Annotated in this window: 15 protein-coding genes, 1 tRNA gene and 2 rRNA genes; 15 read left to right on the top strand and 3 right to left on the bottom strand. The window is 54.9% G+C overall.

Features of this window, described 5'->3' with window-relative positions; all coding sequences use genetic code 11:
* Positions 1-7 precede the first annotated feature (7 nt).
* The 6 genes from ubiJ to tatD all read left to right on the top strand — a co-directional run bounded on the left by ubiJ (position 8) and on the right by tatD (position 4,777).
* Positions 8-613 carry a ubiquinone biosynthesis protein UbiJ gene (gene ubiJ, locus ABLV66_RS24790; RefSeq protein WP_045395607.1) on the top strand — a complete coding sequence of 202 codons (606 nt, stop codon included), beginning with the start codon at positions 8-10 and terminating at the stop codon, positions 611-613.
* Positions 610-2,250, top strand: a complete 1,641-nt coding sequence (gene ubiB / locus ABLV66_RS24785; RefSeq protein WP_015368845.1) for a ubiquinone biosynthesis regulatory protein kinase UbiB — start codon at positions 610-612, stop codon at positions 2,248-2,250. Before ubiJ ends, ubiB begins: the two co-directional genes overlap by 4 nt.
* Before the next feature lie 131 nt (positions 2,251-2,381).
* Positions 2,382-2,633 carry a Sec-independent protein translocase subunit TatA gene (gene tatA / locus ABLV66_RS24780; protein ID WP_015368844.1) on the top strand — a complete coding sequence of 84 codons (252 nt, stop codon included), beginning with the start codon at positions 2,382-2,384 and terminating at the stop codon, positions 2,631-2,633.
* A gap of 3 nt (positions 2,634-2,636) precedes the next feature.
* Positions 2,637-3,173: a Sec-independent protein translocase protein TatB gene (gene tatB / locus ABLV66_RS24775; protein WP_320483021.1), complete on the top strand. Its 537-nt coding sequence runs from the start codon at positions 2,637-2,639 to the stop codon at positions 3,171-3,173.
* A 3-nt stretch (positions 3,174-3,176) separates the two neighbouring features.
* The gene (gene tatC, locus ABLV66_RS24770) at positions 3,177-3,950 is read left to right on the top strand and encodes a Sec-independent protein translocase subunit TatC (protein WP_015368842.1); all 774 of its coding nucleotides are present in this window, start codon (positions 3,177-3,179) and stop codon (positions 3,948-3,950) included.
* 32 nt (positions 3,951-3,982) lie between these two features.
* Complete coding sequence (gene tatD / locus ABLV66_RS24765; RefSeq protein ID WP_348877223.1) at positions 3,983-4,777, top strand: 3'-5' ssDNA/RNA exonuclease TatD; 795 nt, start codon at positions 3,983-3,985, stop codon at positions 4,775-4,777.
* A gap of 8 nt (positions 4,778-4,785) precedes the next feature.
* Here the strand turns inward: tatD and rfaH are convergent, their stop codons facing one another.
* On the bottom strand, positions 4,786-5,274 hold the full coding sequence (gene rfaH, locus ABLV66_RS24760; RefSeq protein WP_047045723.1) for a transcription/translation regulatory transformer protein RfaH: 489 nt from the start codon (positions 5,272-5,274) through the stop codon (positions 4,786-4,788).
* A gap of 177 nt (positions 5,275-5,451) precedes the next feature.
* On the opposite strand from rfaH, the gene ubiD reads away from it, so the two are divergent.
* Positions 5,452-6,921, top strand: coding sequence for a 4-hydroxy-3-polyprenylbenzoate decarboxylase (gene ubiD / locus ABLV66_RS24755; RefSeq protein ID WP_348877224.1), 1,470 nt, complete (start codon positions 5,452-5,454; stop codon positions 6,919-6,921).
* A 55-nt stretch (positions 6,922-6,976) separates the two neighbouring features.
* The gene (fre, locus tag ABLV66_RS24750; protein ID WP_008807928.1) at positions 6,977-7,678 is read left to right on the top strand and encodes an NAD(P)H-flavin reductase; all 702 of its coding nucleotides are present in this window, start codon (positions 6,977-6,979) and stop codon (positions 7,676-7,678) included.
* Between the two features lie 105 nt (positions 7,679-7,783).
* On the opposite strand, the gene fadA is transcribed toward fre, so the two are convergent.
* Both fadA and fadB read right to left on the bottom strand, forming a co-directional pair.
* Positions 7,784-8,947 (bottom strand): acetyl-CoA C-acyltransferase FadA, encoded by a 1,164-nt coding sequence (gene fadA, locus ABLV66_RS24745; RefSeq protein ID WP_015703998.1) that lies wholly within the window; start codon positions 8,945-8,947, stop codon positions 7,784-7,786.
* Positions 8,948-8,956: 9 nt separating this feature from the next.
* On the bottom strand, positions 8,957-11,146 hold the full coding sequence (fadB, locus tag ABLV66_RS24740; RefSeq protein WP_348877225.1) for a fatty acid oxidation complex subunit alpha FadB: 2,190 nt from the start codon (positions 11,144-11,146) through the stop codon (positions 8,957-8,959).
* Positions 11,147-11,337: 191 nt separating this feature from the next.
* On the opposite strand from fadB, the gene pepQ reads away from it, so the two are divergent.
* From pepQ to ABLV66_RS24705, 7 genes are all read left to right on the top strand, one after another.
* On the top strand, positions 11,338-12,669 hold the full coding sequence (gene pepQ, locus ABLV66_RS24735; RefSeq protein WP_047045732.1) for a Xaa-Pro dipeptidase: 1,332 nt from the start codon (positions 11,338-11,340) through the stop codon (positions 12,667-12,669).
* Positions 12,669-13,283 carry an IMPACT family protein gene (locus ABLV66_RS24730; protein WP_348877226.1) on the top strand — a complete coding sequence of 205 codons (615 nt, stop codon included), beginning with the start codon at positions 12,669-12,671 and terminating at the stop codon, positions 13,281-13,283. Before pepQ ends, ABLV66_RS24730 begins: the two co-directional genes overlap by 1 nt.
* Before the next feature lie 41 nt (positions 13,284-13,324).
* Complete coding sequence (gene trkH / locus ABLV66_RS24725; RefSeq protein WP_015368834.1) at positions 13,325-14,776, top strand: Trk system potassium transporter TrkH; 1,452 nt, start codon at positions 13,325-13,327, stop codon at positions 14,774-14,776.
* Between the two features lie 11 nt (positions 14,777-14,787).
* Positions 14,788-15,321: a menaquinone-dependent protoporphyrinogen IX dehydrogenase gene (gene hemG, locus ABLV66_RS24720; RefSeq protein ID WP_047066646.1), complete on the top strand. Its 534-nt coding sequence runs from the start codon at positions 14,788-14,790 to the stop codon at positions 15,319-15,321.
* Between the two features lie 388 nt (positions 15,322-15,709).
* Positions 15,710-17,249, top strand: a 16S ribosomal RNA gene (locus tag ABLV66_RS24715).
* An 85-nt stretch (positions 17,250-17,334) separates the two neighbouring features.
* A tRNA-Glu gene (locus ABLV66_RS24710) sits at positions 17,335-17,410 on the top strand.
* Positions 17,411-17,592: 182 nt separating this feature from the next.
* A 23S ribosomal RNA gene (locus tag ABLV66_RS24705) occupies positions 17,593-20,497 on the top strand.
* The 16S and 23S rRNA genes sit together here with 1 tRNA gene alongside, the layout of an rRNA operon.
* Positions 20,498-20,578: the final 81 nt, after the last annotated feature.

The following is a 20,578-nucleotide window of genomic DNA, read 5'->3' as shown; positions in this document are numbered from 1 at the left end:
GGACGCTATGCCTTTCGCACCACTGGTTACCGCTGGCATCGAAACGGTTCTTAATACTTTTCTCTGGCGCGACCGCGCGCTTAAACCGGCGCGTCAACGCCTGCTGGGGAAAGTGCTGCGCGTAGAGCTCAAAGAGCTGTCGGCGCCTGTCGTGCTGGCCTATAGCGAGCAGCAAATCGACGTGCTCGGCGCATGGGAAGGCGAAGCTGACTGTACCGTAATTACCCGCCTGAGCGTGCTGCCGCAGCTGCGTAACCGCCAGCAGTTGACCGCGCTGATTCGCAGCGGCGATCTGGAAGTGCAGGGCGACCTGCAGGTTGTGCAGAACATGGTCGCGCTTTGCGATCTGGCGGAGTTCGATCCGGCAGAGCTGCTGGCGCCGTATACCGGCGATATCGTCGCTGAAGGGGTTGGCAAGGTACTTCGCGGCGGCGCCCGCTTCCTGCTGCAGGGCGCGCAAAGCCAGCAGCGCTACGTCGCTGAAGCGATTACCGAAGAGTGGCGACTGGCGCCGGGCCCGTTAGAGATGGCCTGGTTTGCTGAAGAATCCGCCGCCGTGGAACGCGCGCTGGCCGCACTGGAAAAACGGCTGGAAACGCTGGAGGGCAAATGACGCCAGGAGAATTACGGCGCCTGTATTTTATCATCCGCACCTTTTTGAGTTACGGGCTTGATGAGCTCATTCCCAAAATGCGTATCACGTTGCCGCTGCGCATCTGGCGGCGAATGTTGTTCTGGATGCCGAATCGCCACAAAGATAAACCGCTGGGTCAACGCTTACGCCTGGCGCTGCAGGAGCTGGGTCCGGTGTGGATTAAGTTCGGCCAGATGCTCTCCACCCGCCGCGACCTGTTCCCGCCGCAAATCGCCGATCAGCTGGCGCTGCTGCAAGATCGCGTCGCGCCTTTCGATGGCAAATTGGCAAAACAACAGATCGAACAAGCGATGGGCGGGCTGCCCATTGAAGCCTGGTTCGATGATTTCGCCATTGAGCCGCTCGCCTCCGCCTCTATCGCTCAGGTCCATACCGCGCGTCTGAAAGACAACGGCAAAGAGGTTGTCATCAAGGTCATCCGCCCGGATATCCTGCCGGTGATCAAAGCGGACATGAAATTAATCTACCGCCTGGCGCGCTGGGTGCCTCGTCTGCTGCCGGATGGCCGCCGTCTGCGTCCGCAGGAAGTCGTCCGCGAATATGAAAAAACGCTGATGGACGAGCTGAACCTTCTACGCGAGTCGGCTAATGCTATTCAGCTACGGCGCAATTTCGAAGACAGCCCAATGCTATACGTGCCGGAAGTCTATTCCGATTACTGTAGCGAAGGCATGATGGTAATGGAGCGGATCTACGGTATTCCGGTTTCCGATGTCGCCGCGCTGGAAGCCCAGGGCACCAACATGCAGTTGTTGGCGGAGCGTGGGGTGCAGGTCTTCTTTACCCAGGTGTTCCGCGACAGCTTTTTCCATGCGGATATGCATCCGGGTAATATTTTCGTTAGCTACGATCATCCGCATGACCCGCAATATATCGGTATCGACTGCGGTATCGTCGGCTCGTTGAACAAAGACGATAAGCGCTATCTGGCGGAAAACTTTATTGCTTTCTTCAACCGTGATTATCGTAAGGTTGCCGAGCTGCACGTCGATTCCGGCTGGGTGCCGCCGGATACCAACGTTGAAGAGTTTGAGTTTGCGATTCGCACCGTGTGCGAGCCCATCTTTGAAAAGCCGCTGGCGGAAATCTCCTTCGGCCACGTATTGCTGAATCTGTTTAATACCGCGCGGCGTTTCAACATGGAAGTCCAGCCGCAGCTGGTTTTGCTTCAGAAGACATTACTTTACGTAGAAGGGGTAGGTCGTCAGCTCTATCCTCAGTTAGACTTGTGGAAAACGGCGAAGCCTTTCCTCGAGTCGTGGATTAAGGATCAGGTCGGTATTCCCGCGCTGGTGCGTGCGTTTAAAGAAAAAGCGCCGTTCTGGATTGAACGAATGCCGGAAATTCCTGAGCTGGTGTACCAAAGCCTGCAGCAGAGCAAACAGCTGCAGACCAGCGTCGATACCATCGTGCGCGACTTCCAGGTGCGCCACGTGCGCCAGGGGCAGTCCCGTTATCTGTTTGGTATAGGCGCCGTTTTGCTTTTAAGCGGTACGCTGTTATTTATCCACCGCCCGGAGTGGGGCATGATGCCTGGCTGGCTGATGGCCGGCGGCGTCGTAACCTGGCTTATTGGTTGGCGAAAAACGCGCTAACAGGTTTCGCGTTTATTCTGGCGCATTGATTCTTGCGCGAAGTCATGTGAGCGGCCTGACAAAGAGGCGTCTCACCGGATGACGTGTATAATGCGCTCTCATCATTCATCATCTGTCATAGGGGAACGTGTATGGGTGGTATCAGTATTTGGCAGTTGTTAATTGTTGTCGTCATCGTAGTTCTGCTTTTCGGGACGAAGAAGCTGAGCTCGCTGGGTTCGGATTTAGGCGCATCGATCAAGGGCTTTAAAAAAGCGATGAGCGATGACGAAAAATCTGATAAGTCCTCAGCCGATGCAGATTTTGCAGCGAAAACTATCGCTGATAAACAAGATGATGCGAAAAAAGACGAGACAAAACGCCACGACAAAGAGCAGGTGTAATTCGTGTTCGATATCGGTTTTAGTGAACTATTGCTGGTGTTCGTGATTGGCCTCATCGTATTGGGGCCACAGCGACTACCTGTCGCCGTCAAAACGGTGGCCAGCTGGATCCGTACGTTGCGCTCGCTGGCGACCACCGTACAAAATGAGCTTGCCCAGGAGCTAAAACTGCAGGAGTTTCAGGAGAGCCTGAAGAAGGTGGAAAAGGCCAGCCTGGATAATCTGACTCCGGAGCTCAAAGCCTCGATGGATGAACTGCGCGAAGCGGCTGAATCCATGAAGCGTTCCTATACCGCCCACGATCCTGAAAAGGCCAGCGACGAAGCGAACACCATTCATAATCCGGTCGTCAAAGGTAGCGAAGCGCAGCGCCAGGATGTCACGCCGGCGACGGCGGAACACCAGGTCAGCGCTCCGGCACATGCGCCGGAACCCGTTGTCGATGAGTTATCCGCTTCGTCGGCTGAAGCCCCGGCAACTAAGGAAAAAGCCGCCGCGGCAGTGCCAGATTCTTCCCCCGCATCGAGTGATAAAGCGTAAAAAATGGGCGTAGACGAGACTCAACCGTTAATTTCTCATCTGATTGAGCTGCGTAAGCGCCTGCTCAACAGCATTATTGCCATCCTGGTGATCTTCCTGGCGTTGGTTTACTTCGCCAATGATATCTATCAACTGGTATCCGCTCCGCTTATCAGCAAAATGCCGGTAGGCGCGACGATGATCGCCACCGATGTCGCTTCTCCTTTCTTCACGCCGATCAAACTGACCTTTATGGTCTCGGTGATCCTGTCGGTACCGGTCATTCTTTATCAGGTATGGGCGTTCGTCGCGCCAGCGTTGTATAAGCATGAACGTCGGCTGGTCATGCCGCTGCTGGTTTCCAGTACGCTGCTGTTCTATATCGGTATGGCTTTCGCTTATTTCGTCGTGTTCCCGCTGGCATTTGGCTTCCTGACCCACGCCGCGCCGGAAGGGGTATTAGTTTCGACCGATATCCGTAGCTACCTCGATTTTGTCATGGCGCTGTTTATGGCTTTCGGCGTGTCGTTTGAAGTGCCGGTCGCCATCGTCCTGCTCTGCTGGATGGGCGTCACGACGCCGGAAGATTTACGTAAAAAACGGCCCTACGTGCTGGTGGGCGCCTTCGTGGTCGGTATGCTGCTGACGCCGCCGGATGTGTTCTCGCAAACGCTGTTGGCCATCCCCATGTATTGCCTGTTTGAAGTCGGGGTGTTCTTTGCCCGTTTCTACACCGGGAAACGCCTGACGCGTGACGAAGATGCCGCCGCCGAAGAGGCGGAGAGCAAAGAAGAGTAACAACGCCAACCGCCCGTCAGGGCGGTTGTCATATGGGAGTTATGATGTTTGATATTGGCGTAAATCTGACCAGCTCGCAGTTTTCCCGCGATCACGACGAGGTGGTTGCGCGCGCGCAGGCGGCGGGTGTCCAGGGGCTGTTGCTGACCGGCACCAATCTGCATGAAAGCCAGCAGGCGCAGCAGATGGCTGGCCGTTACGCCAACTGCTGGTCTACCGCGGGTGTACATCCGCACGATAGCAGCACCTGGACGGAGTCGGTGGCCGAAGAAATCCACGCGCTGGCCCGCCAGCCGCAGGTGGCGGCGATTGGCGAATGCGGTCTTGATTTCAACCGTAACTTCTCAACGCCGCAGGAGCAAGAGAAGGCGTTCAGCGCCCAACTGGCGCTGGCGGCCGAGCTCTCAATGCCGGTATTTTTACACTGCCGTGACGCCCATGAACGGTTCCTTGCGCTGCTGGATCCGTGGCTCAATAAACTGCCCGGCGCCGTGTTGCACTGCTTTACCGGTAGCCGCGCGGAAGTGCTTCAGTGTCTTGATAGAGGTTTATTTATCGGTATCACCGGTTGGGTGTGCGATGAGCGGCGGGGACTGGAGCTTCGCGAACTGTTGCCGGCGATCCCGGCGGAACGTTTGCTGCTGGAGACCGACGCGCCATATCTGTTGCCGCGCGACATGAAGCCGAAGCCCTCCTCGCGGCGCAACGAGCCCGCTTATCTGCCGCATATTCTGGCAAGGGTAGCGGGCTGGCGAGGCGAGGAAGCGCAATGGCTGGAGGAGGTTACGGATGCGAACGTCAGGAAGCTGTTTGGCGTGCGCTTTTAACCGCGCCGTCAGATTTTATAGAAGTCGGTATTTTTAACGCTTTGCAGGACCTGTTTATTCAACAGATTGAGGAGCAGCATGGAGCGTGCTTCACCGTCGGGCTCGGTGAAGATAGCCTGCAGTCCTTCAAAAGCGCCGTCGGTGATTAACACGCTGTCGCCTTCATGAGGCGTTTCCGGGTCGGTAATGCCTTCCGGTTTATAAATGGAAAGCTGGTGAATCACGTCTGAAGGCACCACTGCCGGTTGGGCGCCAAAACGGACGAAACTGTTCACTCCGCGGGTGGCGCTGATGGTGGTGGTATGGATAACCTCGGGGTCGAATTCGACGAACAGATAGTTTGGGAACAGGGGCTCGCTGACCGTAGTACGTTTACCACGGATGATTTTTTCCAGCGCGATCGTCGGCATCAGGCAATTGACTGCCTGACGTTCAAGGTGTTCCTGGGCGCGCTGAAGCTGCCCACGTTTGCAATAAAGTAAGTACCAGGCTTGCATAATGACTCTTTCCGCTTTACTACCTGCAAGCATAACAAAAGCCCGGAACAATCGCGAAAACCATTATAAGCGAAAGCGTAAATAGCCTGTTCATTTACGCTTATTTAACAAAAGTACAGCATCGTTGCGGCGAAAATCGTATAATCAGCCGCTAGTATAGAGGTCAATAATAACTCCATGAAATACCACGATCTACGCGACTTTCTGACATTACTTGAGCAGCAGGGCGAGCTAAAACGGATAGCCCTGCCGGTCGACCCGCACCTGGAAATTACCGAAATTGCCGACCGCACCCTGCGTGCCGGCGGCCCGGCGCTGCTGTTTGAAAACCCGAAAGGCTACGCAATGCCGGTGCTGTGCAACCTGTTTGGCACGCCGCGCCGCGTGGCGCTGGGGATGGGCCAGGAAGACGTCAGTTCGCTACGGGAAGTCGGGAAGCTATTGGCCTTTCTGAAAGAGCCGGAGCCGCCAAAAGGCTTCCGCGATCTGTTTGATAAGCTGCCGCAGTTCAAGCAAGTGCTGAATATGCCGACCAAACGTCTGCGCGGCGCGCCTTGTCAGCAAAAAATCATCCAGGGCGATGACGTCGATCTCAACAAAATACCGATTATGACCTGCTGGCCGGAAGATGCCGCGCCGCTGATTACCTGGGGGCTGACGGTGACCCGAGGCCCGCACAAGGAGCGGCAAAATCTGGGTATTTATCGCCAGCAGCTGATCGGCAAAAATAAACTCATCATGCGGTGGTTGTCCCACCGCGGCGGCGCCCTGGATTTCCAGGAGTGGTGCGCGGCGCATCCCGGCGAGCGTTTCCCGGTATCCGTGGCGCTTGGCGCCGATCCGGCGACCATTCTGGGCGCGGTGACGCCGGTGCCCGATACCCTGTCGGAATATGCTTTCGCAGGCCTGCTGCGCGGCACCAAGACCGAAGTGGTGAAGTGCGTTTCCAATGACCTTGAAGTGCCGGCCAGCGCGGAAATTGTGCTCGAAGGCTATATAGAGGCCGGCGAGATGGCGCCGGAAGGGCCGTACGGCGATCATACCGGCTACTACAATGAAGTGGACAGCTTCCCGGTATTTACGGTGACCCATATTACCCAGCGCGAAGACGCGATTTATCATTCGACCTATACCGGTCGCCCGCCGGATGAACCCGCGGTGCTGGGCGTGGCGCTGAACGAAGTCTTTGTGCCGATTCTGCAAAAGCAGTTCCCGGAAATCGTCGACTTCTATCTGCCGCCGGAAGGATGTTCCTATCGCCTGGCGGTGGTCACCATGAAAAAACAGTACGCCGGTCATGCCAAGCGCGTGATGATGGGCGTCTGGTCGTTCCTGCGCCAGTTCATGTATACCAAGTTCGTGATTGTTTGCGACGATGACGTGAACGCGCGCGACTGGAACGACGTGATTTGGGCGATTACTACCCGTATGGACCCGGCTCGTGATACGGTACTGGTAGAAAATACGCCAATAGATTATCTGGATTTTGCCTCGCCGGTTTCCGGCCTGGGTTCAAAAATGGGGCTGGATGCCACAAATAAATGGCCTGGCGAAACCCAGCGTGAATGGGGTCGTCCAATCAAAAAAGATCCTGAGGTGACGGCGCGCATCGACGCCATCTGGGATGAACTGGCCATCTTTAAATAACAGTAAGCGGGGCTAACGCCGCTGTTTTGCTCTATAGACCCGACAGAGGGGACGCATGACAACCTTAAGCTGTAAAGTGACCTCGGTGGAGGCGATTACCGATACCGTGTATCGCGTTCGATTAGTACCGGAAGCGGCATTCTCTTTCCGCGCCGGCCAGTATCTGATGGTGGTGATGGACGAGCGCGACAAGCGTCCGTTTTCTATGGCTTCCACGCCGTCAGAGCATGAGTTTATCGAGCTGCATATCGGTGCTTCTGAACTCAATCTGTATGCGATGGCGGTGATGGATCGCATTCTGAAAGAGCGTGAAATTGAGGTTGATATTCCGCATGGCGAAGCGTGGCTGCGCGATGACGAAGATCGTCCGCTGATTCTGATCGCCGGTGGTACCGGATTCTCTTATGTGCGTTCTATTCTGTTAACCGCGCTGGCGCGTAACCCGGATCGCGATATCGCCATTTATTGGGGCGGCCGCGAGGCTAAACATCTGTACGATCTGGCCGAGCTGGAAGCGTTAAGCATCAAGCATCCGAATCTGCGCATCGAGCCGGTGGTCGAGCAGCCGGAAGAAGGATGGCGCGGCCGTTCCGGTACTGTACTGACTGCGGTGCTGCAGGATTACGGTACGCTGGCCGAGCATGATATTTACATTGCCGGTCGCTTTGAGATGGCCAAGATTGCCCGCGACCTGTTCTGTAATGAACGCGGCGCGCGCGAAGACCGCCTGTTTGGCGATGCGTTTGCCTTTATCTGAAAATAAAAAACCCGCCCCTGACAGGCGGGAAGAACGGCAACTAAACCCCCTCTAATCCATTATTGCCTGTTGGCTGGCAGGCAATAATGGCATCGAGTTTTTTACCTACATCCGCTCAAATACGGTGGCGATCCCCTGGCCTAAACCGATGCACATGGTTGCCAGACCGAACTGCGCGTCTTTACGTTCCATCTGATTGATCAAGGTGGTGCTAATACGCGCCCCGGAACAGCCCAACGGGTGGCCGAGCGCGATCGCGCCGCCGTTAAGGTTGATCTTCTCGTCAATCTGCTCCATTAACCCCAGATCTTTAATACACGGCAGGATCTGCGCGGCAAACGCTTCATTCATTTCAAAGACGTCGATATCGCTGGTGGATAATCCCGCTTTTTTCAGCGCCAGCTTTGAAGCCGGAACCGGGCCATAACCCATAATGGACGGGTCGCAGCCGACTACCGCCATTGAGCGGACGCGAGCGCGTGGCTTCAGCCCCAGCTCACGGGCGCGGCTTTCGCTCATCAGCAGCATCGCCGCCGCGCCGTCGGAAAGTGCGGAAGAGGTGCCCGCCGTTACCGTGCCGGTCACCGGATCGAAAGCCGGTCTCAGCGCCGCCAGCGCTTCGACGGTGGTTTCCGGACGGATCACTTCGTCGTAATTGAAGGATTTCAACACACCATCGGCATCGTGACCGCCGGTCGGGATGATCTCCGCTTTAAATGCTCCGGATTGCGTCGCCGCCCAGGCGCGAGCGTGAGAGCGTGCGGCGAATTGATCCTGCATTTCGCGGCTAATGCCGTGCAGACGCGCCAGCATTTCCGCGGTCAGCCCCATCATACCGGCGGCTTTCGCCACATTACGGCTAAGGCCCGGATGGAAATCGACACCGTGGCTCATTGGTACATGGCCCATGTGCTCAACGCCGCCAATCAGGCAGACGCTGGCGTCGCCGGTCATGATCATACGGGCGGCATCATGCAGCGCCTGCATGGAGGAACCGCACAGGCGGTTAACCGTTGTCGCTGGTACCGAGTGCGGGATTTCCGCCAGCAGCGCGGCGTTACGGGCAATGTTGAAACCCTGCTCCAGCGTTTGTTGCACGCAGCCCCAGTAAATATCGTCAATCGCGCTCGCCTCAAGGGACGGGTTACGCGAAAGCAGGCTTCGCATCAGGTGTGCGGAGAGGTCTTCCGCGCGCACGTTGCGAAAGGCGCCGCCCTTTGAACGGCCCATCGGGGTGCGAATTGCATCGACAATGACAACCTGTTCCATTGTGACTCCTTAAGCCGTTTTCAGTTCGCCAACCGGACGGGCTGGTTCTACTGGAGGATAATACGCTTCGTTATGACGGGCCTTGTTACGCAGACCCTCCGGCACGGAATAAAGCGGGCCGAGGTGCTGGTATTGCTGCGCCATATCGAGATATTTTGCGCTGCCGATGGTGTCCAGCCAGCGGAATGCGCCGCCGTGGAATGGAGGGAAGCCCAGGCCGTATACCAGCGCCATATCCGCTTCCGCCGGGCTGGCGATGATGCCTTCTTCCAGGCAACGAACAACTTCGTTAACCATCGGGATCATCATGCGGGCGATAATTTCTTCATCGCTGAAATCGCGCTTCGGCTGGCTGACTTCGGCCAGCAGACTATCGACCGCGGTGTCTTCTTCTTTTTTCGGTTTGCCTTTACTGTCTTCTTTATAACGCCAGAAACCGAGGCCGTTCTTCTGGCCGAAACGGTTGGCGTCAAACAGCGCGTCGATCGCATCGCGATAATCTTTCTGCATTCGCTGTGGGAACCCCGCCGCCATGACCGCCTGGGCATGGTGCGCGGTATCGATGCCGACAACATCCAGCAGATAGGCCGGGCCCATCGGCCAGCCAAACTGTTTTTCCATCACTTTGTCGACTTTGCGGAAATCCGCGCCGTCGCGCAGCAGCTGGCTGAAGCCTGCGAAGTAGGGGAACAGAACGCGGTTGACGAAGAAGCCGGGACAATCATTCACCACGATCGGCGTTTTGCCCATTTTGCTGGCCCAGGCCACGACTTTGGCAATGGTCTTATCCGAAGTTTTCTCGCCGCGGATCACTTCAACCAGCGGCATGCGATGTACCGGGTTAAAGAAGTGCATACCGCAGAAATTCTCCGGGCGCTGCAGAACGCTGGCCAGCTCGCTGATAGGAATCGTTGAGGTGTTGGAAGCCAGCACGGTGTCCGGACGCACTTTCTCTTCGGTTTCCGCCAGTACCGCTTTCTTCACTTTCGGGTTTTCCACCACCGCTTCAACGACGACGTCCACGCGGTCAAAACCGCTATATTCCAGCGTCGGCTGAATGGTGCTAATCACTCCGGCCAGCTTCAGGCCGTCGATTTTTCCGCGTTCCAGCTGTTTATTCAGCAGCTTCGCCGCTTCGGTCATGCCAAGGGTCAGCGATTTGTCGCTGATGTCTTTCATCACCACCGGCACGCCTTTCCAGGCTGACTGATAAGCAATGCCGCCACCCATAATGCCGGCGCCTAATACGGCGGCGTACTTCGGTGTTTCGACATCTTTAGTCAGCTTTTTCGCTTTCGCTTTGACGTACTGGTCGTTAAGGAAGATGCCGACCAGCGCGCGCGCTTCATTAGTGTGCGCTAGCGGAACAAAACTTTGGTTTTCCAGCTTCAGCGCGTCGTCACGACCAAGACGCGCGGCGGCTTCGATGGTTTTTACCGCGGTGATCGGCGCCGGATAATGTTTTCCAGCGGTTTGCGCGACCATGCCTTTGGCAATAGTAAAGCTCATGGCGGCTTCAATTTTGCTGAGCTTCAGCGCTTCCAGTTTCGGCTGACGTTTGGCTTTCCAGTCCAGATCGCCATTAATCGCCTGACGCAGAATCGCCAGCGCGCCGTGATGCAGTTTTTCCGCGGCAACAATGCCGTCAACGAGGCCAATTTTCAGCGCTTGATCGGCGCCGACGTCTTTACCGGCGGCAATAATTTCCAGCGCGCTATCGGCGCCGAGCAGGCGCGGCAGACGTACGGAACCGCCGAAGCCAGGCATAATGCCCAACTTGGTTTCCGGCAGGCCGATGCGCAGATCCGGCGTCGCGAGGCGATAGTCGGTCGCCAGCACGCATTCGCAGCCGCCGCCCAGCGCATAGCCGTTAACCGCCGACAGCGTAGGAACCGGTAAATCTTCCAGGCGATTGAAGACGCTATTGGCAAAGTGCAGCCACTGGCTCAACTGTTCTTCCGGCACCAGGAATAGCGAAAGGAATTCGGTGATATCGGCGCCGACGATAAAGGCCGCTTTTTCAGAGCGCAGCAGCAGCCCTTTGAGATCTTGTTGTTTTTCGAGTACGTCCAGCGCGTGACCGAGGCTGGCAACGGTTGCAGTATCAAGCTTGTTAACCGAGCCGGGGGCGTCGAAAACCAGTTCGGCAATGCCATCTTCCAGCCAGTCGAGGTACAGGGTGTCGCCTTTGTAGAGCATGTCAGTCTCCTGAATCCAGCAATATGATCTGGTCATACCAGATGAGTCGGAGTGTGGAATTTATGTTAAGAAAATGCAAATTACTCTTTAAATAATTGCTGGTCGGATCACATCCGGTAGAAATCACCCGGCCTGGAACCAATGTGCTAAGATGCGGAGAATCACGATCCAATAAAAGCAAAGGATAAAAGATGGAATCACTGGCCGCGCTTTATAAAAATCATATCGTTACCCTACAAGAACGTACCCGCAAAGTATTAGACCGCTTCAAGCTGGATGCTCTGCTGATCCACTCCGGCGAGCTGATTAATGTCTTCCTCGACGATCATCCGTATCCGTTTAAAGTAAACCCGCAATTTAAGGCGTGGGTGCCGGTGACCCAGGTGCCAAACTGCTGGCTGCTGGTGGATGGCGTGAATAAACCGAAGCTGTGGTTCTATCTGCCGGTCGATTACTGGCACAACGTTGAGCCGCTGCCGACCTCTTTCTGGACCGAAGAAGTGGACGTTATTGCGTTGCCGAAAGCCGACGGCATTGGTGGTCAACTGCCCGCGGCGCGTGGCAATATTGCGTATATCGGCCCGGTGCCGGAGCGTGCTATCGGTCTGGAGATCGCGGCAGACAAAATCAACCCGAAAGGCGTTATCGACTATCTGCATTATTATCGCGCTTACAAAACCGACTATGAGCTGGCTTGTATGCGTGAAGCGCAGAAATCGGCGGTCAACGGCCATCGCGCGGCCCACGAAGCTTTCCAGTCGGGGATGAGCGAGTTCGATATTAATCAGGCTTACCTGACGGCGACCGGTCATCGCGATACCGATGTTCCTTACAGCAACATCGTGGCGCTGAATGAGCATGCGGCCGTATTGCATTACACCAAGCTGGATCACCGTGCGCCAACCGAGATGCGTAGCTTCCTGTTGGATGCAGGCGCAGAGTACAACGGCTATGCCGCGGACCTGACGCGTACCTGGGCAGGTCACAGCGACAACGACTTCGCGCAGCTGATTAAAGACGTTAACGACGAACAGCTGGCGTTGATCAGCACCATGAAGGCCGGCACCAGCTACGTGGATTACCATATTCAGTTCCATCAGCGCATCGCAAAGCTGCTGCGTAAACACCAGCTAGTGACCGGCATGAGCGAAGAGGCGATGGTGGAAAACGATCTGACCGGGCCGTTTATGCCGCACGGGATTGGTCATCCGCTGGGCCTGCAGGTTCATGATGTCGCCGGTTTCATGCAGGACGATACCGGTACGCATCTGGCGGCGCCGTCGAAGTATCCTTACCTGCGCTGCACCCGTATTCTTGAACCGCGTATGGTGTTGACCATCGAACCAGGCATCTACTTTATTGAGTCGCTGTTGGCGCCATGGCGTGAAGGGCAGTTCAGCAAGCACTTCAACTGGCAGAAAATTGAAGCCATGAAGCCGTTTGGCGGGATCCGTATCGAAGATAACGTGGTGGTTCACGAAAACAGTATCGAAAATATGACGCGCGACCTGAAACTGGCGTAATGGAAAGTTGGTTGGTGCCGGCCGCGCCGGTGAGCGTTGTTGAAGAGATCAAAAAGAGCCGTTTCATCACGCTGTTGGCGCATACCGACGGCGTGGCGGCGGCGAAAGCGTTTGTCGAATCGGTCAGGGCTGAGCACCCGGACGCTCGTCACCACTGTGTGGCATGGGTTGCCGGGCCTCCTGATGATTCACAGCAGCTGGGTTTCTCTGACGATGGCGAACCGGCGGGAACGGCAGGTAAACCCATGCTGGCGCAGCTGATGGGCAGCGGCGTCGGCGAGATAACCGCTGTGGTGGTGCGCTACTACGGTGGTATTCTGCTGGGTACCGGCGGCCTGGTGAAAGCCTATGGCGGCGGCGTCCATCAGGCGCTTGCGCAGTTGAAAACGCAGCGCAAGACGCCGTTAACCGCATATACTTTGCAATGTGAATACGGACAGCTAACCGGGGTAGAAGCGCTGCTGGCGCAGTTCTCGGGCATTATTGTGGAAAGCGAATATCAGGCGTCTGTGCAACTGCGTGTCGCGCTTCCGCAAGCTGAAGTGGCCTCTTTTTCGACAAAACTGGCTGATTTTAGTCGTGGTTCATTGCAATTACTGAAGATTGACGAATAATCCCCACCTGATTTTTTTGTAACCCAAAGGAAGCGCCAGAGATGCATTTTCGCGCGATAACCCGAATCGTTGGACTGTTGGTCATCTTATTTTCGGGGACGATGATTGTCCCGGGATTAGTGGCCCTGATATATCGCGATGGCGCGGGGCGAGCTTTCACCCAAACCTTCTTTGTTGCCCTGGCGATCGGCTCCATGCTGTGGTGGCCGAACCGTAAGCAAAAAGGCGAACTGAAATCCCGCGAAGGGTTTCTGATTGTCGTGCTGTTCTGGACCGTGCTGGGCAGCGTCGGTGCGTTACCGTTTATCTTTGCTGAACAGCCTAATCTGACGGTGACGGATGCCTTTTTTGAATCCTTTTCCGGCTTAACCACTACCGGCGCGACGACGCTGGTGGGGCTGGACTCACTGCCTCATGCCATCCTGTTCTATCGCCAGATGCTGCAGTGGTTCGGCGGTATGGGGATCATCGTGCTGGCGGTGGCGATTTTGCCTATCCTCGGCGTCGGGGGGATGCAGCTCTACCGGGCGGAAATGCCGGGCCCGTTGAAAGACAATAAGATGCGCCCGCGTATCGCCGAGACGGCAAAAACGCTGTGGCTTATTTATGTCTTATTAACCGTCGCCTGCGCATTGGCGCTATGGTTCGCCGGGATGCCGGCATTCGACGCGATCGGCCATAGCTTCGCGACCATCGCTATCGGCGGCTTCTCAACTCACGATGCCAGCGTCGGCTACTTTAATAGCCCGATGATTAACTCCATCATCGCCATCTTCCTGCTGATCTCCGGCTGTAACTATGGCCTGCACTTTTCGCTATTAAGTGGACGCAGTTTGCGGGTTTACTGGCGTGACCCGGAATTCAGAATGTTTATCGGTGTTCAGCTAACGCTGGTTATCGTCTGTACGCTGGTATTGTGGCTACATAATGTCTACGGCTCGGTGTTAACGACGCTGAACCAGGCGTTCTTCCAGGTGGTGTCGATGGCGACGACCGCTGGATTTACCACCGACAGTATTGCGCGCTGGCCGTTGTTCCTGCCTGTGCTGTTACTTTGCTCTGCGTTTATCGGCGGCTGCGCCGGGTCAACGGGCGGTGGTTTGAAGGTCATTCGTATTCTGTTGCTGTTTAAACAGGGGAATCGTGAACTTAAACGCCTGGTGCATCCAAACGCGGTCTATAGCATTAAGTTAGGTAACCGCGCGCTGCCGGAACGTATTCTGGAAGCCGTATGGGGGTTCTTCTCCGCCTATGCGCTGGTCTTTATCATTAGTATGTTGGCTATTATCGCTACCGGCGTTGATGACTTCTCTGCTTTTGCTTCAGTTGTGGCGACGTTGAACAACCTGGGGCCAGGGCTTGGGGTCGTTGCCGATAACTTTGCGACAATGAACCCGGTCGCGAAATGGATCCTGATTGCTAATATGCTGTTTGGTCGTCTGGAAGTGTTCACCTTATTGGTGCTCTTTACCCCCACTTTCTGGCGCGAATAACAGGAGTGCTCGTGAAAACTTTAATTCTTTTCTCCACCCGTGACGGGCAGACCCGTGAAATTGCCTCCTACCTGGCCTCCGAACTTAAGGAGCTGGGAATTGATGCGGATACCGTGAACCTGAACCGTACCGACACGGTTGAGTGGCATCACTACGATCGCGTCGTGATTGGCGCCTCTATACGCTATGGGCACTTCCATCCTGCGCTGGACCGCTTTGTGAAAAAGCACCTGGCATCACTGCAGGCGTTGCCGGGAGCATTCTTCTCGGTAAACCTGGTGGCGCGCAAAGCGGAAAAGCGGACGCCGCAAACCAACAGCTATACGCGCAAGTTTCTCCTTAATTCGCCGTGGCAGCCGCAGAGCTGCGCGGTATTTGCCGGCGCGCTGCGTTATCCGCGCTATCGCTGGTACGATCGCTTTATGATTCGTTTAATTATGAAGATGACCGGCGGAGAAACGGACACCAGTAAAGAAGTGGTTTATACGGATTGGCCGCAGGTGGCCAGATTCGCTCAAGAAATCGCGCAAATGACGAGCAAATAGCGCGTAAAACTCGCGTTATGGTGGAAAATCGAGCGAACGAAAAGTTTTTTTGAATTTCCTCTTGTCACTTCAGAATTACCCCCTATAATGCGCCACCACTGACACGGAACAACGGCAAACAAGCCGCCGGGTCAGCGGGGTTCCGGTGAGAACCTCGCGGAGAAAAGCAAAAATAAATGCTTGACTCTGAGGCGGGAAAGCGTAATATGCACACCCCGCGCCGCAGCGAAAAACGAAGCGGCACTGCTCTTTAACAATTTATCAGACAATCTGTGTGGGCACTCAAAGTGACATGGATTCTTAACGTCCTCGGACGAAAAATGAATACCAAGTCTCTGAGTGAACATGCGTAATTCATTACGAAGTTTAATTCACGAGCATCAAACTTAAATTGAAGAGTTTGATCATGGCTCAGATTGAACGCTGGCGGCAGGCCTAACACATGCAAGTCGAGCGGTAGCACAGAGAGCTTGCTCTCGGGTGACGAGCGGCGGACGGGTGAGTAATGTCTGGGAAACTGCCTGATGGAGGGGGATAACTACTGGAAACGGTAGCTAATACCGCATAACGTCGCAAGACCAAAGTGGGGGACCTTCGGGCCTCATGCCATCAGATGTGCCCAGATGGGATTAGCTAGTAGGTGGGGTAATGGCTCACCTAGGCGACGATCCCTAGCTGGTCTGAGAGGATGACCAGCCACACTGGAACTGAGACACGGTCCAGACTCCTACGGGAGGCAGCAGTGGGGAATATTGCACAATGGGCGCAAGCCTGATGCAGCCATGCCGCGTGTATGAAGAAGGCCTTCGGGTTGTAAAGTACTTTCAGCGAGGAGGAAGGCATTAAGGTTAATAACCTTAGTGATTGACGTTACTCGCAGAAGAAGCACCGGCTAACTCCGTGCCAGCAGCCGCGGTAATACGGAGGGTGCAAGCGTTAATCGGAATTACTGGGCGTAAAGCGCACGCAGGCGGTCTGTCAAGTCGGATGTGAAATCCCCGGGCTCAACCTGGGAACTGCATTCGAAACTGGCAGGCTAGAGTCTTGTAGAGGGGGGTAGAATTCCAGGTGTAGCGGTGAAATGCGTAGAGATCTGGAGGAATACCGGTGGCGAAGGCGGCCCCCTGGACAAAGACTGACGCTCAGGTGCGAAAGCGTGGGGAGCAAACAGGATTAGATACCCTGGTAGTCCACGCCGTAAACGATGTCGACTTGGAGGTTGTGCCCTTGAGGCGTGGCTTCCGGAGCTAACGCGTTAAGTCGACCGCCTGGGGAGTACGGCCGCAAGGTTAAAACTCAAATGAATTGACGGGGGCCCGCACAAGCGGTGGAGCATGTGGTTTAATTCGATGCAACGCGAAGAACCTTACCTACTCTTGACATCCAGAGAACTTAGCAGAGATGCTTTGGTGCCTTCGGGAACTCTGAGACAGGTGCTGCATGGCTGTCGTCAGCTCGTGTTGTGAAATGTTGGGTTAAGTCCCGCAACGAGCGCAACCCTTATCCTTTGTTGCCAGCGGTCCGGCCGGGAACTCAAAGGAGACTGCCAGTGATAAACTGGAGGAAGGTGGGGATGACGTCAAGTCATCATGGCCCTTACGAGTAGGGCTACACACGTGCTACAATGGCATATACAAAGAGAAGCGACCTCGCGAGAGCAAGCGGACCTCATAAAGTATGTCGTAGTCCGGATTGGAGTCTGCAACTCGACTCCATGAAGTCGGAATCGCTAGTAATCGTAGATCAGAATGCTACGGTGAATACGTTCCCGGGCCTTGTACACACCGCCCGTCACACCATGGGAGTGGGTTGCAAAAGAAGTAGGTAGCTTAACCTTCGGGAGGGCGCTTACCACTTTGTGATTCATGACTGGGGTGAAGTCGTAACAAGGTAACCGTAGGGGAACCTGCGGTTGGATCACCTCCTTACCTTAAAGAACCTGCCTTTGTAGTGCTCACACAGATTGTCTGATGAAAGTAGAGAAGCAAGGCGTCTTGCGATTGAGACTTCAGTGTCCCCTTCGTCTAGAGGCCCAGGACACCGCCCTTTCACGGCGGTAACAGGGGTTCGAATCCCCTAGGGGACGCCACTTGCTGGTTCGTGAGTGAAAGACGCGCGCCGACATATCTCAAAACTCATCTTCGGGTGACGTTTGAGATATTTGCTCTTTAAAAATCTGGATCAAGCTGAAAATTGAAACGACACACAGTCAATGTGTGTTCGAGTCTCTCAAATTTTCGCAATCAGAAGTGAAACATCTTCGGGTTGTGAGGTTAAGCGACTAAGCGTACACGGTGGATGCCCTGGCAGTCAGAGGCGATGAAGGACGTGCTAATCTGCGAAAAGCGTCGGTAAGGTGATATGAACCGTTATAGCCGGCGATGTCCGAATGGGGAAACCCAGTGCAATTCGTTGCACTATCGTTAACTGAATACATAGGTTAACGAGGCGAACCGGGGGAACTGAAACATCTAAGTACCCCGAGGAAAAGAAATCAACCGAGATTCCCCCAGTAGCGGCGAGCGAACGGGGAGCAGCCCAGAGTCTGAATCAGCTTGTGTGTTAGTGGAACGGTCTGGAAAGTCCGACGGTACAGGGTGATAGTCCCGTACACCAAAATGCACAGGCTGTGAACTCGAAGAGTAGGGCGGGACACGTGGTATCCTGTCTGAATATGGGGGGACCATCCTCCAAGGCTAAATACTCCTGACTGACCGATAGTGAACCAGTACCGTGAGGGAAAGGCGAAAAGAACCCCGGCGAGGGGAGTGAAAAAGAACCTGAAACCGTGTACGTACAAGCAGTGGGAGCACCTTTATGGTGTGACTGCGTACCTTTTGTATAATGGGTCAGCGACTTATATTCTGTAGCAAGGTTAACCGTATAGGGGAGCCGCAGGGAAACCGAGTCTTAACTGGGCGTTAAGTTGCAGGGTATAGACCCGAAACCCGGTGATCTAGCCATGGGCAGGTTGAAGGTTGGGTAACACTAACTGGAGGACCGAACCGACTAATGTTGAAAAATTAGCGGATGACTTGTGGCTGGGGGTGAAAGGCCAATCAAACCGGGAGATAGCTGGTTCTCCCCGAAAGCTATTTAGGTAGCGCCTCGTGAACTCATCTTCGGGGGTAGAGCACTGTTTCGGCTAGGGGGTCATCCCGACTTACCAACCCGATGCAAACTACGAATACCGAAGAATGTTATCACGGGAGACACACGGCGGGTGCTAACGTCCGTCGTGAAGAGGGAAACAACCCAGACCGCCAGCTAAGGTCCCAAAGTCACAGTTAAGTGGGAAACGATGTGGGAAGGCACAGACAGCCAGGATGTTGGCTTAGAAGCAGCCATCATTTAAAGAAAGCGTAATAGCTCACTGGTCGAGTCGGCCTGCGCGGAAGATGTAACGGGGCTAAACTGTGCACCGAAGCTGCGGCAGCGACACTATGTGTTGTTGGGTAGGGGAGCGTTCTGTAAGCCTGCGAAGGTGACCTGTGAGGGTTGCTGGAGGTATCAGAAGTGCGAATGCTGACATAAGTAACGATAATGCGGGTGAAAAGCCCGCACGCCGGAAGACCAAGGGTTCCTGTCCAACGTTAATCGGGGCAGGGTGAGTCGACCCCTAAGGCGAGGCCGAAAGGCGTAGTCGATGGGAAACAGGTTAATATTCCTGTACTTGGTGTTACTGCGAAGGGGGGACGGAGAAGGCTATGTTAGCCGGGCGACGGTTGTCCCGGTTTAAGCATGTAGGCGGAGGTTCCAGGTAAATCCGGTACCTTTTAACGCTGAGGTGTGATGACGAGGCACTACGGTGCTGAAGTAACAAATGCCCTGCTTCCAGGAAAAGCCTCTAAGCATCAGGTAACATCAAATCGTACCCCAAACCGACACAGGTGGTCAGGTAGAGAATACCAAGGCGCTTGAGAGAACTCGGGTGAAGGAACTAGGCAAAATGGTGCCGTAACTTCGGGAGAAGGCACGCTGATATGTAGGTGAAGCCCCTGCGGGTGGAGCTGAAATCAGTCGAAGATACCAGCTGGCTGCAACTGTTTATTAAAAACACAGCACTGTGCAAACACGAAAGTGGACGTATACGGTGTGACGCCTGCCCGGTGCCGGAAGGTTAATTGATGGGGTTATCCGTAAGGAGAAGCTCTTGATCGAAGCCCCGGTAAACGGCGGCCGTAACTATAACGGTCCTAAGGTAGCGAAATTCCTTGTCGGGTAAGTTCCGACCTGCACGAATGGCGTAATGATGGCCAGGCTGTCTCCACCCGAGACTCAGTGAAATTGAACTCGCTGTGAAGATGCAGTGTACCCGCGGCAAGACGGAAAGACCCCGTGAACCTTTACTATAGCTTGACACTGAACATTGAGCCTTGATGTGTAGGATAGGTGGGAGGCTTTGAAGCGTGGACGCCAGTCTGCGTGGAGCCAACCTTGAAATACCACCCTTTAATGTTTGATGTTCTAACGTTGGCCCCTAATCGGGGTTGCGGACAGTGTCTGGTGGGTAGTTTGACTGGGGCGGTCTCCTCCCAAAGAGTAACGGAGGAGCACGAAGGTTAGCTAATCCTGGTCGGACATCAGGAGGTTAGTGCAATGGCATAAGCTAGCTTGACTGCGAGCGTGACGGCGCGAGCAGGTGCGAAAGCAGGTCATAGTGATCCGGTGGTTCTGAATGGAAGGGCCATCGCTCAACGGATAAAAGGTACTCCGGGGATAACAGGCTGATACCGCCCAAGAGTTCATATCGACGGCGGTGTTTGGCACCTCGATGTCGGCTCATCACATCCTGGGGCTGAAGTAGGTCCCAAGGGTATGGCTGTTCGCCATTTAAAGTGGTACGCGAGCTGGGTTTAGAACGTCGTGAGACAGTTCGGTCCCTATCTGCCGTGGGCGCTGGAGAATTGAGGGGGGCTGCTCCTAGTACGAGAGGACCGGAGTGGACGCATCACTGGTGTTCGGGTTGTCATGCCAATGGCATTGCCCGGTAGCTAAATGCGGAAGAGATAAGTGCTGAAAGCATCTAAGCACGAAACTTGCCCCGAGATGAGTTCTCCCTGAGACTTTAAGTCTCCTGAAGGAACGTTAAAGACGATGACGTTGATAGGTCGGGTGTGTAAGCGTAGCGATACGTTGAGCTAACCGATACTAATGAACCGTGAGGCTTAACCTTACAACGCCGAAGATGTTTTGGCGATTTGAGACGATTTTCAGCGTGATACAGATTAATCAGTGCGTCGTAATGACGGGCTGG

Source organism: Klebsiella sp. CN_Kp073 (assembly GCF_040065495.2).
Classification (GTDB): Bacteria; Pseudomonadota; Gammaproteobacteria; order Enterobacterales; family Enterobacteriaceae; genus Klebsiella; species Klebsiella aerogenes.
Note: the sequence above shows the minus strand (reverse complement) of the source record. Positions and strands in the feature narration are given on the sequence as shown.

What these genes read in the sequence shown, in the direction of transcription:
- ubiJ (WP_045395607.1), top strand. Translation starts at nt 8, where the DNA reads ATGCCTTTCGCACCACTGGTTACCGCTGGCATCGAAACGGTTCTTAAT.
- ubiB (WP_015368845.1), top strand. Translation starts at nt 610, where the DNA reads ATGACGCCAGGAGAATTACGGCGCCTGTATTTTATCATCCGCACCTTT.
- tatA (WP_015368844.1), top strand. Translation starts at nt 2,382, where the DNA reads ATGGGTGGTATCAGTATTTGGCAGTTGTTAATTGTTGTCGTCATCGTA.
- tatC (WP_015368842.1), top strand. Translation starts at nt 3,177, where the DNA reads ATGGGCGTAGACGAGACTCAACCGTTAATTTCTCATCTGATTGAGCTG.
- tatD (WP_348877223.1), top strand. Translation starts at nt 3,983, where the DNA reads ATGGGAGTTATGATGTTTGATATTGGCGTAAATCTGACCAGCTCGCAG.
- rfaH (WP_047045723.1), bottom strand. Translation starts at nt 5,274, where the DNA reads ATGCAAGCCTGGTACTTACTTTATTGCAAACGTGGGCAGCTTCAGCGC.
- ubiD (WP_348877224.1), top strand. Translation starts at nt 5,452, where the DNA reads ATGAAATACCACGATCTACGCGACTTTCTGACATTACTTGAGCAGCAG.
- fre (WP_008807928.1), top strand. Translation starts at nt 6,977, where the DNA reads ATGACAACCTTAAGCTGTAAAGTGACCTCGGTGGAGGCGATTACCGAT.
- fadA (WP_015703998.1), bottom strand. Translation starts at nt 8,947, where the DNA reads ATGGAACAGGTTGTCATTGTCGATGCAATTCGCACCCCGATGGGCCGT.
- fadB (WP_348877225.1), bottom strand. Translation starts at nt 11,146, where the DNA reads ATGCTCTACAAAGGCGACACCCTGTACCTCGACTGGCTGGAAGATGGC.
- pepQ (WP_047045732.1), top strand. Translation starts at nt 11,338, where the DNA reads ATGGAATCACTGGCCGCGCTTTATAAAAATCATATCGTTACCCTACAA.
- ABLV66_RS24730 (WP_348877226.1), top strand. Translation starts at nt 12,669, where the DNA reads ATGGAAAGTTGGTTGGTGCCGGCCGCGCCGGTGAGCGTTGTTGAAGAG.
- trkH (WP_015368834.1), top strand. Translation starts at nt 13,325, where the DNA reads ATGCATTTTCGCGCGATAACCCGAATCGTTGGACTGTTGGTCATCTTA.